A 14605-nucleotide genomic window follows, 5' to 3' on the forward strand; every position below is an offset into this window, starting at 1 on the left:
GCGTCATCGCCACAACAATACCCATCTTCATTCAGGTTAATGCCAGATATTCCTGCCAAAAATCATCCCTCGACTGGAAGGGATGCCGATGCTCAATGTTGCGCTGCTTTACAGATTGAGGGCGATCTTCGCGCGCGGTGCATTGAGGATTTCCCGCCGCACGAAAGTGCCGCGCAGCGCGACGATCATCTGGAAGGATGGCAGCGTCAGCATCGGGCCAAAGGCCTTTCTGCGCAGGGGGATCGTTATCGATGCCCAACGCGGCAGCATCGATATCGGCCGGAATGTCTCCCTCAACGACTATACAATTCTGCTGGGACGCGGCGGCATCACGATCGGCAATGACGTGCGGATCGCCGCCCACGCCATGGTGGTGTCGTTCGACCACAATTTCGATGATCCCACACAGCCCATTCGCATGCAGGGCGTCACCAAAAAGCCCGTCGTCATCGAAGACGATGTCTGGATCGGCGCCGGAGCGAAAATTCTCGGCGGTTCTTATATATCCAAAGGTTGCGTCATCGGCGCCAATTCCGTCGTCAAGGGCAGAACCATCCCCTATGGCGTCTATGTCGGCGCTCCCGCGAAGCTGATCAGGCGGCGGGGCGAAGCCGACAGCGTCAGACATGCGGATTTCGAACGGTTTTCTCTCTCCAAAAGAAAAGCGGACCGATAGGCTCCCTCAAACAAACAGGCGGGATGCGATGAAGCATCCCGCCTGTTTTCGTGTCGCGTTATTGCGTCAAGCAGCGTTGCGGGCTCAGAACTCCGTCCAATCCGCGTCCTTCGTGGGAGCCGCCACTGTCTGGCTGCTGCCGCCGAAGGCGCTCATCAGTTTTTGGCCGAGCGCGCGGGCAGGGGAGGGTGCCGGGCGTGCCTTCGTCCCCTCGACGGCGCGAACCGGAGCAACCGCCGGCCGCGGCGCGGGGCGGGTGACGGCGCGCGGCGCGTGGTTCGAGGGGGCCGCGGCCGCAACATAGTTGCCTTCGGTTCCGGTCATGCGGAACTGGCCAAGCAGGGCCGTCAGCGAGGCGGCTTCTGTTGCCAGGCTATGGCTGGCGGCGGTGCTTTCCTCGACCATGGCGGCGTTCTGCTGCGTGCCGTGATCCATGGCGTTGACGGCGGTGTTGATCTCCTGCAGGCCGGCCGATTGTTCGCGCGAGGCCTCTGCGATCGCGTGCACATGCCGGTTGATCTCCTGCATTTCCGAGACGATGACGTCGAGCGCCTTGCCGGTCTCGTCGACGAGATTGACGCCGGTCTGCACATGCGTGCTGGATGCGGTGATCAGCGATTTGATCTCCTTGGCGGCATTGGCCGAGCGCTGCGCCAGTTCGCGCACTTCCTGGGCGACGACCGCAAAGCCCTTGCCGGCTTCGCCGGCACGAGCGGCTTCGACGCCGGCGTTCAGAGCGAGAAGATTCGTCTGGAAGGCGATGTCGTCGATCACGCCGATGATGTTGCCGATCTCGGACGAGGATTTCTCGATCTGCTGCATGGCGCTGACGGCGTTGCGGACGATCTCGCCGGACCGTTCGGCGCCGGCGCGGGTGTGGGCGACAAGCTGGCTTGCTTCCTCCGCCCGCTTGGCGGCGTCCTTGACCGTAGTGGTGATCTGCTCGAGGGCGGCCGCCGTTTCTTCGACGGCGGCGGCCTGTTGTTCCGTGCGTTTGGAAAGCTCGTCGGCGGAGCCGCGGATTTCGTTGGCGCCGGCGTTGATGGCGCGTGCATTGGCACCCACCGCCTGCATGGCCTCGTTCAGCTTGATGAGCGAATGGTTGAAATCCTGCCGTAGCTGATCGAGATGGGCGACGAACTGCGTGTTGATGTGGGTGATTAGATCACCTTGCGCTAAGCGCTTCAGACCGTCGCCGAGCGCCTGCACTGCCTGCTGCAGATACGCGGCTTCGGTCGCCTGCTGCGCTTCACGTTCGGCGTGCTCGCTGTCGCTGAGATTACGGTCGACTTCGGCTTGCGCTTCCAGCCGGGCGCGTTCGATGGCGTTGTCGCGGAAAACCGAAACTGCCGAGGCCATTTGACCGATTTCGTCGCGACGGTCGAGACCTTCGATCTCGCTCGTCGTGTCACCGCTGGCAAGCGTCACCATGCGGCGATGCAGGCGCGTCAGCGGCGTCGCAATGCCAGTCTGCGCGACATAGACGCCGAGGATCATGGCCAGAAGCGTCAGAGTGCCGAGAATGCCGAGCGTGTAGTTGATCGTGGTATTGACGTGGGCGGACACGGCATCGCCGCCATCATTCATCCGGTCGGTCAACTCATTGTTATTGGCCTGCATCTTGGCGACGAGCGCGGTCAGCTTGTCGCTGATGGCGGCCATATTCGCATTCGCGCCCTTGACGTCGCCGCTCTTGCGCTGGTCGATCACCTTGTTCGTCAGCGCTTCCAGCTCGTCTATGCCGGCGAGGATCTGATCCATCTGTGCTTTTTGGGCAGGAACCTGACTTTCGGCCTGCTTCAATCGGTCCTTGGCCTCGCCAAAGCGGCTTTTGCTGGCGGCAACCGTCTTGAAGGCGTCGCTGTCGGGGTCGAAATTCAGCATCATGCTTGCCTGCAGCACGGAGGCCAGAACGGAAGTGCTGGAGCGCGTGCCTTGGGTCGCCGCAACCGCCTCGTTGTCGAGGAAGGCGCTGTAGACCTGATCCGCCTTGCGGAATTCGCTGACGATGAAGAGCAGGCCGGCGAAGGAGATGATCCCGAAAAACAGGATCACGGCGAGCATCTTGGTTTTGATTTTCAGGTTCCTGAACATGACGATCCGTCCGAGGGATATCGCGCCGCACCGGACGGCAGCGCGCAATGATCCGCTTTCCCTGGAGAAACGAAGGACATCGCGCTTGCTGCCCGGTGCACGCAAGTGAAGCCGAATTTTATGAGATACCTTGGCAAGCAAGGTTCGGACGACCTGCGTCATGCAATCGGCTTCCGGAGCCGACGTCGTCGGTGCCAAATAGAATCGATAGAGCTTAATCGACCGCTAACGCCGATATCTTCCAGGCCGGATTCTGCGGTGTATCCACGCTTTTCCAAGTATCGCAATACTGCGATGCGATTGCGTCGGCGGCTTTGCCTGAAGGGATCGTCGCGACCGACGGACAGGGCGGGATATTCTCCCTTCGGCACGACTCTGTTACACCAGTTTCGAAATCGGAAACCGCGAACCGACCGGAGGCTGGATTATCATCATGCGTGTTTGCCTTTCGTCGTTGGGATCCTTGACAAGGCTTTTGGCATGCGCGGTGCTGATCTCCGTGTCCTGCGCCATGCCTCTGGCGGCCCAAGAGGCGCCGCCGTCCGGCCTGCCGATCTTATTCGATTCGCGCGAGCGGCTGCCGAAGCCGGACCTTTCGTCGCTGGTCAGGCTGCGTTTCCTGACCTCCGTCGACTTCCCGCCCTTCAATTTCGCCGATCAGAATGGAAAGCTCGCCGGCTTTCATGTCGATCTTGCCCGCGAGATCTGCGACGAGCTCGGCATATCGGACAAATGTCAGATCCAGGCGCTGCCCTTCGATGAATTGCAGAGTGCGCTTGCTGCCTCGCAAGGGGATGCGGTGATCGCCGGCGTCGCGGTGACCTCCGAGCTGCGCAAGAGCTTTGCCTTTTCGCGTCCCTTTCTGATGTTGCCTGCCCGTTTCGTGCGCAATCTCAAAGCGTCGATCGACGGCACGACGGCCGCCGCCCTTACCGGTCATCCGGTGGGTGTGGTCAAGGGCACGGCGCATGAGGCGATGCTCGCCGCCTTTTTCCCCGCCATCAAGCAAGTGCCCTTCGACGACAAGGACGCGCTCCTGGCGGCAGTGAAGGACGGCAAGGTGGACGCCGCCTTTGCCGATGGGTTGCAACTATCCTTCTGGGTATCGTCGTCATCCGCCGAAAAATGCTGCGCGCTGTTCGACGGACCCTATCTCTCGCAGCAATTCCTTGGCGAGGGCATGACCATCATGTTGCGCCAGCAGGACGCCGATCTGACGGCCGCGATTAACCACGCGCTGGCAACATTGTCACGCGATGGCCGGCTCCAGGAAATCTACCTGCGCTATTTTCCCTACGGCCTCTATTGAGGACGTTTCTCAGCCCTTGCGGTATCGGGCAATGGCGCTGCGCTCAATGGCGGCGCAGGTGAGCTTGTCGAGACCAAGACGGTCGCGCAGCAGGCTGAGCAGGCGCAGCTCCTCCGCCTTGACCGAGAAATCGGCAGAAGCGACCTCGACGGCAAGGGCGTAGGCGGTGTCATAGAGCCGCGCCGGCAGGGTGTCGCGCACCGTCTCCAGCACGATATCGAGCCCTTCGCTGCCTGCGAGAAGCTTGGCGCAATCGCGCGAAACGGAGATCAGCCGCTCGTCATCGAAACCGTCGAAAACCGGGAGCGCGTGGATCAGCTCGCCGATCCGCCCCAATTCCTTGTCGTTCATCGTCCGATCGACGGCGGATGCTATCACCATGACGTAGATCAGGGCTTCGTGGGCGGAAAGCGGCTTGTTCATGGCAGATCAAAATCCTTCAATTTGCCAGCAGACTAGAAAGTCGCGCCTCTCATGACAAGGGCTCGCGTCGGAAGCGCGGCATCAGATTGTGATGTCAGATTGGATTAAGCGGGTTTTCCTTGGCCGGGGCCGGCCCGAGCGTTGATTTTCCGCCGACGCGCGGATCGTCGCCGTAGATGCCGCGTTTCTGCTGCTTTGCCTGTTCGGCAAGGGCGACCAGCGGCGATCCGGCCTCCGGCTCGGCCCAGCCGAACCGCACCAGCCATTCGCTGAGGTCGACGCGAACATATCGGCAGGCGCCGATCACCGTACCCTGCCAGGTTGGGCTCGGTAGGTCGCAGTCGATGGTGCGGCCACGCAGATACATGCGGAAGGCGGTGCGCGCCGCCGCCCCGCAGGGCCAGTTCTTGCCGCTCGGCCCGGTGCACATCCGGTCGACATCGGTGGGAATAATCCCGGGAAGCTGCACGCTCTTGCCGCCAATGGTCAGTATGCCGGCGCGGTCCGAAAACGGCCGCACCAGTTCCACCGGCTTTGCCTGCTCGCTCGGCTTTTGATCACCGTCGGGCGACGCTTGCTGAGATGGCGGTTCCGTAGGTACAGTCCGGTAGGCCGCGGCCTCCCGCTCCCTGTCCACCTGATCGGCCGGCATCTGGTTTGTCGGCGTCTGGCCTATATCGGTCTGGTCGGAGGCCGCCGCAGTTGCCTGCGCCAATTGCGTCTCGTTCGACTTTGCCGGCGTCGTCTTTCGCTGCGCCAACTCGGTGGACGTGCTGCTTTCCGGCAAAATTGCCGGCTGCACGGCTGCGGTGGAGCTGCCTTTGTCAATTTGAGCCGCGCTGTCGGCGACAAGAGCTTTCGCCGTCTCTTCCAGTGTCGACGTCGGAGTTATAGGCGGTTGATGGCTGTTGTCCGCCGCCGCGGCAACGGCGGCAGATTGTACTGCGCTCGTATCGGCAGGTTGCTGGGCTGAAGCGATTGTTGCCTGGACGGCGGCCCTTGCAGTTTCCGTCGGCGCCGGCGTGCTCACGGCAGGTGCGCTTTCCGCTTTGGCTTTGGTCGATAAACCAGAACCATGCTCCTCGACTTGCACGGCAATCAGCGTCAGCCACGAACCGAGGACCACGCCTACGACGCTTGCAAGCCAAATATCACGACGCATCACGAGAAAACTTTCCTATTGGCTGGCCCAAATGATCCGTGCAATCCATTCGACATCCGCAAGATCGAAGCTTCGATTCGGATGTTCCGGGTTGAGCGACAGCAGTTCGATCGACCGCGCGGTTTGTCGCAGTAGCACCTTGGCCATGACTTCGCCCTCGCGGGTCTTGACCACGACGCGATCATTGCGCCTGATCTGCGCGCCCGGCTCAACGATCAGTATGTCGCCATCGCGATAGAGCGGCAGCATGCTCTCGCCCTGCACTTCCAGCGCGTAGACGCCTCCCTTTTGCCCCGGCGGCACCGGAAATTCCACCATGTCCCATCCCTGGCCAACCGGAAAGCCGCCGTCATCGAAAAAGCCGCCGGAACCGGCTTGGGCAAAGCCGAGCAGCGGTATGGAGCTTGCCGGCATTGGGAAGGAGCGATCGAATGTGCCGCTGGCGCCATCCGCCGACCGCATGAAGCCGAGAAACTGCTCGATGCTGGCCCCGGTTGCGTCCAGAACCTTGGCGATCGATTCAGTCGACGGCCAGCGCAGGCGCCCATCCTGGCTCAACCGCTTTGACTTGTTAAACGAAGTGGGGTCGAGGCCAGCGCGCCGGGCAAGACCTGATGCCGTGAGGGCATGCCGTTCGGCAAGCCTGTCGATTGCACTCCATATCTGCTCATGTGACAGCATCGCCGTTCAGCACTCGGAAGCCGGATTGTCCGGCGTTTGGCCCTAAAAGAAAGGTTAACCGAGGCTTTTTTACGAGTAAAGCGGAGCGTAGGAATAAGGTCCTTTATCCCCCTGCTTTCGCTTTTGATTCCAGTGGCTTCAGGTCTTTTGCGGCTGCGCCTGAGTGTCAGGCGCCTCCTTCTGGAATTCTTTCGCCATCCCCATGAAGCCGCGCATGAATTTCTGCATGATGCCGAGGGTTCGATCGATGTCAGCGTCACTCGGCAGGTTCGATCCACTGCTTGCGGCCACTGTCTTTTCCAGCTTCGAGACGCGATCCGAGAGGCGGTCGAGTTCGTTTTCATAGGCTGCGCGCTCATCGGCAGCCATGCGGCAGACCAGATTGCCGTTCTGATCATCGCAGATCGACATGGCGCCCGTCTGCTTGTCGAGACGGACGAAATGATCGCCGCTGCGCTCGAGCTGGAAGCGCGCCGGGTCCGGCTCCGTGGCATGGCCGGGTGTGGCGAGAAGAAGAGCGGCAGGCAGGATGAGGGCCGCAAGGCCCGATATCGTTTCCTTCGTCATGTCATCCTCCGGATTTTCTGCTTTACTGTGCATCCATCTGCACTTTTCCCCGTGGACATCGGCAACGGTTTTCGTGCAAAGCCCTATCAAGGACAAAAGTCATGTAAGGATGATGACCGCGATGCCAGTGGTTTACAAGATCGTGCCGGATACGCTCTGGCAGCAAGCCAGACAAACCGGCGTTTTTAATGGCGCGTCGATCGATCTGACCGACAATTTCATCCATTTGTCGACGGCGACGCAGGCAAAGGAAACGGCTGCGCGGTATTTTGCCGGCCAGGAGGGCCTGCTGCTGGTGGCGATCGACGGCGACGCGCTCGGTGACAAGCTGGTATTCGAGCCCTCGCGCGGCGGCGATCTTTTCCCGCATCTCTACGCGCCGCTCCAGCTTTCGACCGTGCTCTGGGAAAAGCCTCTATTGCTCGGCCCCGACGGCGCGCATGTCTTTCCGGAGATGCCGGAATGATCGGCGCCTTCCGCGATCTCGGCCGGCGCGGTCTGTTCATGTTCGATCCGGAGACAGCGCATGGAATGTCGATCGCCGCGCTGAGATCCGGGCTTGTTCCGGCCTGCCGGACCGGTAGCGACCCGCGCCTGCGCCAGACCGTGGCCGGACTGGATTTTGCCAATCCGCTCGGCATGGCTGCCGGCTATGACAAAAACGCCGAGGTGCCCGAGGCTCTGTTGAAGCTCGGCTTCGGTTTTACCGAGATCGGCACGGTGACTCCGAAACCGCAATCCGGCAATCCGCGTCCACGCATCTTCCGCCTGGTCGAGGATGAAGGTGTCATCAACCGCCTCGGCTTCAACAATGAAGGCCACGAGGCGGCGTTCCGGCGTCTGCAGCCGATCCGCGGCAAGGGCATCATCGGCGTCAACATCGGCGCCAACAAGGATAGCGCCGACCGCATCGCCGATTACGTCGCCGGCATCCGCCGTTTCTATTCCGTGGCGCGCTATTTCACCGCCAACATCTCCTCGCCGAACACGCCAGGCCTGCGCGACCTGCAGGCGCGTGAAAGCCTGTCCGCGCTGTTGTCGGCGGTCCTCGCGGCCCGCGACGAAGAGGCGGCAAAGGCAGGCAAAAAAATCCCGGTCTTCCTAAAGATCGCACCGGATTTGACCGAAGAGGGCATGGACGACATCGCCGCCGAAGTTTTGGCGCATGCGCTGGACGGGCTGATTGTCTCCAACACCACGCTTTCGCGCGACGGCTTGAAGGATCAGGTCCAGGCAAAGGAAGCCGGCGGTCTCTCCGGCAAGCCGCTCTTCGAAAAATCGACGGTCGTGCTGGCAAAGATGCGCCGCCGCGTCGGCGCAGCCCTGCCGATTATCGGCGTCGGCGGCGTGTCATCGGCAGAGACGGCATTGGAGAAGATCAAGGCCGGTGCCGATCTCGTGCAGCTCTACTCCTGCATGGTCTATGAAGGCCCCGGCCTGCCGGGCCGTATCGTGACCGGCCTGTCGAAGCTGCTCGACCGCGAGCGTGCCGGCTCAATTCGCGAGCTGCGCGACAGCAAGCTCGATCATTGGGCCAGCCGAAACGTCTGATCGGCGCGCTTTTTCAGCCCCATGACGAGGAAAATGCCGCGGAACAGCAGGAAGGCGTTCATGGCCAGCCATAGGCCGTGATTGCCGAGCGTCGGCACGAAGACCGCAAGTGCCAAAAGGTAGCCGGCAAACGACATCAGCATGCGGTTGCGCATGTCGCGTGACCAGGTGGCACCGATGAAGACGCCGTCCATCAGAAAAGCGAGCGCGCCGGTGAGCCCGGTGACGGCGGCCCAGGGCAGGTAGGTTTCAGCAGCGGCCCGAACTTCCTGCGAGGTCGTCAGCATGCGGATCAGCGCCGGGCCGACGGCGAAGAAGAACACGGCGGCGGCAAGTGCCAGCCCGAAGGACCAAAGCCCGGTCAACTTCAGCCCGCGCTCGAAGGCCGGACGATAGTTGGCACCGATCGAACGGCCGGTGATCTGCTCGGCGGCGTTCGCCAGCCCGTCGAGGTAATAGCCGGAAAGCAGAAAGAAGTTCATCAGCACGGCGTTTGCGGCAAGCGTTACCGCGCCGAACGTGTTGCCGATGCGGGTCATCAGCGTGAAAGCGCCGATCAGCACGAAGGTACGGATGAGAATGTCGCGGTTGAGCGCAAAAAGCTGCGTGAGTTTGGCGCGTGACAGAAGCTCGGCCCGGGCGGGCCGCGCTTCACCGGCAAAGCTGCGCAGCACGATGGCAAGGCCCGTGAGCGCGCCGACAGCCTCGCCGATCAAAGTGCCCCAGGCGACACCCGCGACACCCCAGCCAAGCCATAGGCCGAGCAGGATGGCAAGGATGATGTTGACGCCGTTAATCAAGGTCTGCAGCAAAAGCCCGATGCGGCCCTGACCCCGCCCGAGCACGAAGCCGAGGATGGCGTAGTTCGCAAGTGCGGCCGGGCCGGACAGCATGCGGATCGAGAAATAGGTGCGTGTCGCGTCGGCGATACCGCCTTCAGGCCCCATCAGCTTGATGCCGAGCCAGAGCAATAGGGGCGACATTAGGAGGAGCAGCAGACCGCATCCGAGCGCCGAGAGCAGTGCCCGCCAAAACACCGCCTGCTGCTCATGCCGGTCGTGGCGGCCATAGGCTTGCGCCGTCAGGCCGGTGGTCGAAGAGCGCAGGAAGTTGAAGCTTGCGAAGATGAGGTCGAAGAGCACCGCGCCGATCGCCAGCCCCGCCAGCGCTTCCGGTTGGCCGAGATGCCCGACGACGGCGGTATCTGCAAGACCCAGCAACGGTGTCGTCATGAAGCCGAGCGTCATCGGAACGGCGATGGACAGCACCAGCCGGTGCGTCACGTCGAAAGGCAGAACCCTTGCGCTATGCTCTCGATGATCCATGTCCAATCAGCCCGTCTTCAATTCGAAGAGAGCACCATGGACCAGTAGGGCTTGTCATTGGAAGAGGGGGTGTAGGCGAGGGCGACGCCGAGACCGTTATATTTGCCGAGCATGTTGTGCAAATGCTTCGGCGAATTGATCCAGGCCGTCACCGCGGCGTTCACGTCGCGCTGACCCTCGGCAATGTTTTCGGCCGCCGGCAACTTGACGCCGCTCGCCTTGACGCGCGTGCCGAAGTTGTCGCCGATACCCATCAGATGTTCCATCCTGCCGGCGTCGGCCATCCGTTTGGCCTGGTAGATCGCCGCCGTGCTGGCCGCTGGATCGATCTTCAGTGGCGGTAGCCCGTTCTTGGCGCGCAGGGAGTTGACGAGCGGCAGCGCGGAAGCTGTCTCGTCTTTGGCCGGCGTGTTGGAAACATGGGTGGGCTGCGTGGCGCAGCTCGCGAGGACGGCGGCGAGCGCTAGGCCCGTGAGGCGCAGCGCGGGGCGCCGCGTGGAAAGCGGAATTTTGGGGATCATATCAGCGACGGTAATTGATAAGGCGGAGGATGATGAAGAGCGGAATGACAATGGTGGCGCCGAGCAGCATGTAATCGCCGAACTCGCCGAGCGCAGCAAAGCCGCTGTGCCAGAGATCGAGGAGGAAGCGCCGGAGACCATAGAGGAAGTCGAGCGGCCGCCAGCCGAAGAATTTCATCACGAAACCGACGATCAGCGACACGATGATAAGCTTCACGAGTGTACGGCCGGGCGAGTCGCCGAGGAACCTGTTCACCTGATCGGACATGCGGCTGTCTCCATAATGCCTGTCGAGCGGTTTTGAGATAAGGCTGCGGCTTGCGACTCGCAAGCGCTTTTGCCCGATGCGTACCGAAACAGTGCGCACCGAACCGTGCTTACATGAAACATGTGTCTGCCTGAAATAGGACTTGAGTTTTTTTGTGGCCGCGTCCAAAGGCGGGTATCAAACAGGGCTGAGATCATGCTGCCGACTGAGCTTTCCTCCGGCGACGTCATTGCCGACCGTCGCGCAGACTATGCGAAGATGCTCGCCGAAAGCGGTGAGCCGGCAAGCGCTGCCGAATTGATGGAGCAGGCGCTGGAACTGACGCCTGGCTGGGCCGCAGGCTGGTTCACCCTGGCGACTTATCGTGAAAAAGCGGGAAATACAGAGGGTGCCATCGAGGCGCTGACAAAGGTTCTGGCCCTCGATGCCGGCGATGTCTTCGGCGCCCGGCTGAAGCTTTCGGTTCTGGGAGCGGCCGAACTGCCCGACCAACCGCCGAGCCGCTATGTCGAGCGCCTCTTCGACGACTATGCCGATCGCTTCGAGACATCGCTGGTCGAAAAACTCGACTACAGTGTCCCGCAGAAGCTTGCGGCTTTGGTCGCCGACACGGCCGGCATTTCCGGGCATTTCCGTCTTGCCGTCGATCTCGGCTGCGGCACGGGCCTATTCGGTCCGGAAATCCGCACGCGGGTCGATCGGCTGGAAGGGTTCGACCTGTCGAAAGGCATGCTCGCCAGGGCAGCGGAGAAGGGGATTTATGATCACCTGGGACAAGCCGATCTTTCGCTGCCTCCGCCCCAGTCTGGCGTTTTCGACGGCGAGCTCACGCCGGCACGGGCCGATCTGATCACCGCGGCCGATGTGCTGATGTACCTCGGCAATCTTCAGAGCGTCATGACAATCGTCGGGGAACTAGCCGTCTCCGGGGCCGTGTTCGCTTTTTCCGTCGAGGATGCGGGAGAAGAGCAAGGGTATATTCTGCGCGACTCCCTGCGTTTTGCCCATTCGGAAGCCTATGTCAGGACGATATTGGCCGCTCGTGGCTTTATTGTCCTCAGTCTCGCGCGCAGCATCATTCGCATGGATGCCGGAAAACCGGTGCAAGGCATTTTGTTCGTTACCCAGAAATCCGCCTGACCGGCCCATGGCCGGATCGCTATATCGCGCTATAGGTGAGCGGTAACGTCTATTGCTTGCGGGTCTGGTCGGACTCCGTAATGGCGGCTTCGTGATACCAGCTATCGAAAGCAGCCGTCGCGATGCGCGGGCCGATATCGGGATCAAGGTTCACCTGATCGCGTTGGCCGGCAGCCGGGACGGTTCGGGTCTTGATGGGAAACTGAAAAATCTTTGCCGTTTCGTGTTGAGGGCTGGTTGCCATTGCAATGTCTCTCCCTTTTTGGTGTTCAGCGGGCGCGCTTCAAGAGACAGCTTATATATAGCAGAGTCGGAGGCCATTTTTGAGAGATGTGCCCAAAAAAAATGCAAAAGGTTGAATTTATAGGCAATTTTGAGGTTTTGTGGCGTTGGAATGTGGTTTTCGGGCGCCTAATTGTTGCGCTGCTTCGAATCTGCCGCACTGCGACAAGTTGGCAGCACCTTTCGGCCAAGTTGCTCACGATTTTGAGAGAATCCGAGCTGGGGCGATGGAAAATCGGCAAAAATTGACTCCGATTTGTGCATTTTTCTTCGAACGGCAGCGCATCTCGCTCAAATTGGCATGTCAAATGCATGTCACATGGCGGCCGTAGGTGGCGAAGATTTCCGGGCGGGCGCCTTCGAATTTTCTCTGCTTCGGGTAGTTAAACCCTTATGAGGTGCGTAATGACGAAGTTTAAGCTCGAGTATATCTGGCTCGACGGGTACACCCCGGTACCGAACCTGCGCGGTAAAACGCAGATCAAGGAATTTGCTGATTTTCCGAAGCTTGAAGAGCTTCCGCTTTGGGGCTTCGACGGTTCGTCGACGATGCAGGCCGAAGGCCGCAGCTCCGATTGCGTGCTGAAGCCCGTAGCGATCTATCCGGATCCGGCCCGTACGAACGGCGCCCTCGTCATGTGCGAAGTCATGATGCCGGACGGCGTAACGCCGCATCCGTCCAACAGCCGCGCCACCATCCTCGACGACGAAGATGCATGGTTCGGCTTCGAGCAGGAATACTTCTTCTACCAGGACGGCCGTCCGCTCGGCTTCCCGGAATCCGGCTACCCGGCTCCGCAGGGCCCGTACTACACCGGCGTCGGCTACAAGAACGTCGGCGATGTCGCCCGCGAAATCGTTGAAGAGCACCTCGACCTTTGCCTCGAAGCAGGCATCAACCATGAAGGCATTAACGCCGAAGTGGCCAAGGGCCAGTGGGAATTCCAGATTTTCGGCAAGGGCTCCAAGAAGGCCGCTGACCAGATCTGGATGGCACGCTACCTGCTGCTGCGCCTGTGCGAAAAGTATGGCATCGACATCGAGTTCCATTGCAAGCCGCTCGGCGACACCGACTGGAACGGTTCGGGCATGCACTGCAACTTCTCGACCAAGTTCATGCGCGAAGTCGGCGGCAAGGCCTATTTCGAAGCGCTCATGGCTCAGTTCGACAAGAACCTGCATGACCACATTGCGGTCTACGGCCCGGACAACCACATGCGCCTGACCGGCAAGCATGAAACTGCTCCGTGGAACAAGTTCAGCTACGGCGTTGCCGACCGCGGTGCTTCGATCCGCGTTCCGCATTCCTTCATCAAGAACGACTACAAGGGCTACCTCGAAGATCGTCGTCCGAACTCTCAGGGCTGCCCCTACCAGATCGCTTCCCAGGTTCTGAAGACCATCTCGGAAGTTCCGACGGCTGGCTTCGCTTCCGAAGCTGCTTGATCGTTATCGGTCTCGGTTCGCCGAGACTGAGGAAAACAAAAAAGCGCGGGATTTCGGTCCCGCGCTTTTTTCGTTTCTGTAGTCGTGGTCAGGCCGCCTTCGCGTCCTTATCGATCGGATGCTGCGAGCGGAAGCCGACGGCAAGGCGGTTCCAGATGTTGATCGTACCGATCGCCACGGTGATCTTGACGATCTCCTCTTCGCTGAAATGCTGCTTCAGCGGCTCGAAGTCGGTATCCGGTATGCCGGTCTGAGCAATCTTGGTGACGGAGTCGACCCAGCGCAGCAGGGAGCGTTCGCGGTCGTCGTAAACGGGCGATTCCCACCAGACGCACATCAGGTTGATCCACTGTTCGCTGAGGCCGTCGTGACGGGCTTCTTTCACATGCATGTCGACGCAATAGGCGCAGCCGTTGATCTGCGAGGCGCGGAGCTTGATCAGGTGGATGAAGCGGCGCTCGAGGCCGCAGCTCTGGACGAAATTTTCCAGCGCGACGACAGCTTTGTAGGATTCGGGCGAGGCTTTGCCGAAGTTGAAACGCGGTTGCATGGTTTTCTCCTTGGGTTCTGGATCTATCGGATGGTTCTGCGTTCATTGAGGGCAAGGAAGGCGCAGCCCCTTGCCGCGATGGCACCATCGTCGGTCTCCGCGACATCGGCGAGGATATCGGCAATGGTGGTCTTGGCGAGCTCCGCGCGGTACACCCGCTCGGCTGCCAGCATCGCCGCGCTGATGCCGCACGGCTTTGCGAAGTATTTTCCAGACAGCGGGTTAGGCCCGCGCTGGCGGATTTCGGCGCAGCGAAAGGCAGGCGCCGGCCCTTCGACGGCGAGCACGATATCTAGCAGGGTGATTTTGGCCGGCAAACGCGCCAGCCGGTAGCCACCCTTGGGCCCGGGCACGGTGTCAAGAATGCCGGCGCCGGAAAGCGCCTGCAGATGCTTCAAGAGATAACTCACCGACACCCCATGAAACTCGGCAATCGCCGCCGCCGAGAGCACGCTGCCCTCAGACAGTCCCGCCAGCATCGCGACGCTGTGTATGGCCTGCTCAACGCCTTCGCCGAGTTTCATCGGTACGTCCTTTTTATATCGTGGATATTTTTTATCCGTGATTATGTGAAGAGTCAAGAGAGGTGAAAATGACGGAGTGTGGGTTA

At 60.8% G+C, this 14605-nt stretch carries 17 protein-coding genes; 6 read left to right on the forward strand and 11 right to left on the reverse strand.

All coding sequences use genetic code 11. The features are described 5' to 3' along the window. Nucleotides 1-88: 88 nt before the first annotated feature. Nucleotides 89-676 carry an acyltransferase gene (locus QA648_RS00815; protein ID WP_283049013.1) on the forward strand — a complete coding sequence of 196 codons (588 nt, stop codon included), beginning with the start codon at nucleotides 89-91 and terminating at the stop codon, nucleotides 674-676. 84 nt (nucleotides 677-760) lie between these two features. On the opposite strand, the gene QA648_RS00820 is transcribed toward QA648_RS00815, so the two are convergent. Further along, complete coding sequence (locus QA648_RS00820; protein ID WP_283049015.1) at nucleotides 761-2770, reverse strand: methyl-accepting chemotaxis protein; 2010 nt, start codon at nucleotides 2768-2770, stop codon at nucleotides 761-763. 511 nt (nucleotides 2771-3281) lie between these two features. Here QA648_RS00820 and QA648_RS00825 point away from each other — a divergent pair. Further along, entirely contained in the window at nucleotides 3282-4079 is a 798-nt protein-coding gene (locus QA648_RS00825) for a transporter substrate-binding domain-containing protein (RefSeq protein WP_245463966.1), read from the forward strand. A gap of 9 nt (nucleotides 4080-4088) precedes the next feature. Here the strand turns inward: QA648_RS00825 and QA648_RS00830 are convergent, their stop codons facing one another. The 4 genes from QA648_RS00830 to QA648_RS00845 all read right to left on the reverse strand — a co-directional run bounded on the left by QA648_RS00830 (nucleotide 4089) and on the right by QA648_RS00845 (nucleotide 6912). Further along, on the reverse strand, nucleotides 4089-4502 hold the full coding sequence (locus tag QA648_RS00830) for a tellurite resistance TerB family protein (RefSeq protein ID WP_104821932.1): 414 nt from the start codon (nucleotides 4500-4502) through the stop codon (nucleotides 4089-4091). Between the two features lie 94 nt (nucleotides 4503-4596). After that, nucleotides 4597-5664, reverse strand: a complete 1068-nt coding sequence (locus tag QA648_RS00835; RefSeq protein ID WP_283049017.1) for a thermonuclease family protein — start codon at nucleotides 5662-5664, stop codon at nucleotides 4597-4599. A gap of 15 nt (nucleotides 5665-5679) precedes the next feature. After that, the gene (locus QA648_RS00840; RefSeq protein ID WP_104821934.1) at nucleotides 5680-6345 is read right to left on the reverse strand and encodes a helix-turn-helix transcriptional regulator; all 666 of its coding nucleotides are present in this window, start codon (nucleotides 6343-6345) and stop codon (nucleotides 5680-5682) included. Between the two features lie 138 nt (nucleotides 6346-6483). Beyond that, entirely contained in the window at nucleotides 6484-6912 is a 429-nt protein-coding gene (locus QA648_RS00845) for a hypothetical protein (RefSeq protein WP_283049019.1), read from the reverse strand. Between the two features lie 109 nt (nucleotides 6913-7021). Between QA648_RS00845 and QA648_RS00850 the strand changes: the two genes are divergently transcribed. Together QA648_RS00850 and QA648_RS00855 are read left to right on the forward strand one after the other, a co-directional pair. Beyond that, the gene (locus QA648_RS00850; RefSeq protein WP_104821935.1) at nucleotides 7022-7378 is read left to right on the forward strand and encodes a DUF952 domain-containing protein; all 357 of its coding nucleotides are present in this window, start codon (nucleotides 7022-7024) and stop codon (nucleotides 7376-7378) included. Beyond that, a complete protein-coding gene (locus QA648_RS00855) occupies nucleotides 7375-8463 on the forward strand; it encodes a quinone-dependent dihydroorotate dehydrogenase (RefSeq protein ID WP_104821936.1) in 1089 nt (362 codons plus the stop codon). The genes QA648_RS00850 and QA648_RS00855 overlap by 4 nt, the downstream gene beginning before the upstream one ends. Here the strand turns inward: QA648_RS00855 and QA648_RS00860 are convergent. From QA648_RS00860 to QA648_RS00870, 3 genes are read right to left on the reverse strand one after another with little or no spacing between them, the layout of a single operon-like run. Then, nucleotides 8439-9788, reverse strand: a complete 1350-nt coding sequence (locus QA648_RS00860) for an MATE family efflux transporter (protein ID WP_104821937.1) — start codon at nucleotides 9786-9788, stop codon at nucleotides 8439-8441. The two genes, QA648_RS00855 and QA648_RS00860, sit on opposite strands and share 25 nt — an antisense overlap. A 17-nt stretch (nucleotides 9789-9805) precedes the next feature. Then, entirely contained in the window at nucleotides 9806-10306 is a 501-nt protein-coding gene (locus QA648_RS00865) for a CAP domain-containing protein (protein ID WP_199773560.1), read from the reverse strand. A 4-nt stretch (nucleotides 10307-10310) separates the two neighbouring features. Beyond that, a complete protein-coding gene (locus QA648_RS00870) occupies nucleotides 10311-10577 on the reverse strand; it encodes a DUF6460 domain-containing protein (protein WP_104821939.1) in 267 nt (88 codons plus the stop codon). 195 nt (nucleotides 10578-10772) lie between these two features. Here QA648_RS00870 and QA648_RS00875 point away from each other — a divergent pair, with 195 nt between their 5' ends. Next, the gene (locus QA648_RS00875; RefSeq protein ID WP_283049021.1) at nucleotides 10773-11717 is read left to right on the forward strand and encodes a methyltransferase; all 945 of its coding nucleotides are present in this window, start codon (nucleotides 10773-10775) and stop codon (nucleotides 11715-11717) included. A 49-nt stretch (nucleotides 11718-11766) separates the two neighbouring features. Here QA648_RS00875 and QA648_RS00880 read toward each other — a convergent pair whose 3' ends face one another. Next, nucleotides 11767-11961 (reverse strand): DUF2735 domain-containing protein, encoded by a 195-nt coding sequence (locus tag QA648_RS00880; protein ID WP_104821941.1) that lies wholly within the window; start codon nucleotides 11959-11961, stop codon nucleotides 11767-11769. A gap of 443 nt (nucleotides 11962-12404) precedes the next feature. Between QA648_RS00880 and QA648_RS00885 the strand changes: the two genes are divergently transcribed. Next, nucleotides 12405-13445 (forward strand): glutamine synthetase beta-grasp domain-containing protein, encoded by a 1041-nt coding sequence (locus tag QA648_RS00885; RefSeq protein ID WP_104821943.1) that lies wholly within the window; start codon nucleotides 12405-12407, stop codon nucleotides 13443-13445. An 88-nt stretch (nucleotides 13446-13533) separates the two neighbouring features. Here QA648_RS00885 and QA648_RS00890 read toward each other — a convergent pair whose 3' ends face one another. Next, complete coding sequence (locus QA648_RS00890) at nucleotides 13534-13995, reverse strand: carboxymuconolactone decarboxylase family protein (protein ID WP_283049022.1); 462 nt, start codon at nucleotides 13993-13995, stop codon at nucleotides 13534-13536. A 23-nt stretch (nucleotides 13996-14018) separates the two neighbouring features. After that, nucleotides 14019-14519 (reverse strand): Rrf2 family transcriptional regulator, encoded by a 501-nt coding sequence (locus QA648_RS00895; RefSeq protein ID WP_104821945.1) that lies wholly within the window; start codon nucleotides 14517-14519, stop codon nucleotides 14019-14021. Nucleotides 14520-14605: the final 86 nt, after the last annotated feature.

The organism is Rhizobium sp. CB3171, assembly GCF_029714265.1.
In the GTDB taxonomy this organism is placed as follows: Bacteria; Pseudomonadota; Alphaproteobacteria; order Rhizobiales; family Rhizobiaceae; genus Rhizobium.

What these genes read in the sequence shown, in the direction of transcription:
- QA648_RS00885 (WP_104821943.1), top strand. Translation starts at nt 12,405, where the DNA reads ATGACGAAGTTTAAGCTCGAGTATATCTGGCTCGACGGGTACACCCCG.
- QA648_RS00850 (WP_104821935.1), top strand. Translation starts at nt 7,022, where the DNA reads ATGATGACCGCGATGCCAGTGGTTTACAAGATCGTGCCGGATACGCTC.
- QA648_RS00895 (WP_104821945.1), bottom strand. Translation starts at nt 14,519, where the DNA reads ATGAAACTCGGCGAAGGCGTTGAGCAGGCCATACACAGCGTCGCGATG.
- QA648_RS00875 (WP_283049021.1), top strand. Translation starts at nt 10,773, where the DNA reads ATGCTGCCGACTGAGCTTTCCTCCGGCGACGTCATTGCCGACCGTCGC.
- QA648_RS00880 (WP_104821941.1), bottom strand. Translation starts at nt 11,961, where the DNA reads ATGGCAACCAGCCCTCAACACGAAACGGCAAAGATTTTTCAGTTTCCC.
- QA648_RS00825 (WP_245463966.1), top strand. Translation starts at nt 3,282, where the DNA reads ATGCCTCTGGCGGCCCAAGAGGCGCCGCCGTCCGGCCTGCCGATCTTA.
- QA648_RS00815 (WP_283049013.1), top strand. Translation starts at nt 89, where the DNA reads ATGCTCAATGTTGCGCTGCTTTACAGATTGAGGGCGATCTTCGCGCGC.
- QA648_RS00870 (WP_104821939.1), bottom strand. Translation starts at nt 10,577, where the DNA reads ATGTCCGATCAGGTGAACAGGTTCCTCGGCGACTCGCCCGGCCGTACA.
- QA648_RS00845 (WP_283049019.1), bottom strand. Translation starts at nt 6,912, where the DNA reads ATGACGAAGGAAACGATATCGGGCCTTGCGGCCCTCATCCTGCCTGCC.
- QA648_RS00855 (WP_104821936.1), top strand. Translation starts at nt 7,375, where the DNA reads ATGATCGGCGCCTTCCGCGATCTCGGCCGGCGCGGTCTGTTCATGTTC.
- QA648_RS00830 (WP_104821932.1), bottom strand. Translation starts at nt 4,502, where the DNA reads ATGAACAAGCCGCTTTCCGCCCACGAAGCCCTGATCTACGTCATGGTG.
- QA648_RS00835 (WP_283049017.1), bottom strand. Translation starts at nt 5,664, where the DNA reads ATGCGTCGTGATATTTGGCTTGCAAGCGTCGTAGGCGTGGTCCTCGGT.
- QA648_RS00890 (WP_283049022.1), bottom strand. Translation starts at nt 13,995, where the DNA reads ATGCAACCGCGTTTCAACTTCGGCAAAGCCTCGCCCGAATCCTACAAA.
- QA648_RS00840 (WP_104821934.1), bottom strand. Translation starts at nt 6,345, where the DNA reads ATGCTGTCACATGAGCAGATATGGAGTGCAATCGACAGGCTTGCCGAA.
- QA648_RS00860 (WP_104821937.1), bottom strand. Translation starts at nt 9,788, where the DNA reads ATGGATCATCGAGAGCATAGCGCAAGGGTTCTGCCTTTCGACGTGACG.
- QA648_RS00820 (WP_283049015.1), bottom strand. Translation starts at nt 2,770, where the DNA reads ATGTTCAGGAACCTGAAAATCAAAACCAAGATGCTCGCCGTGATCCTG.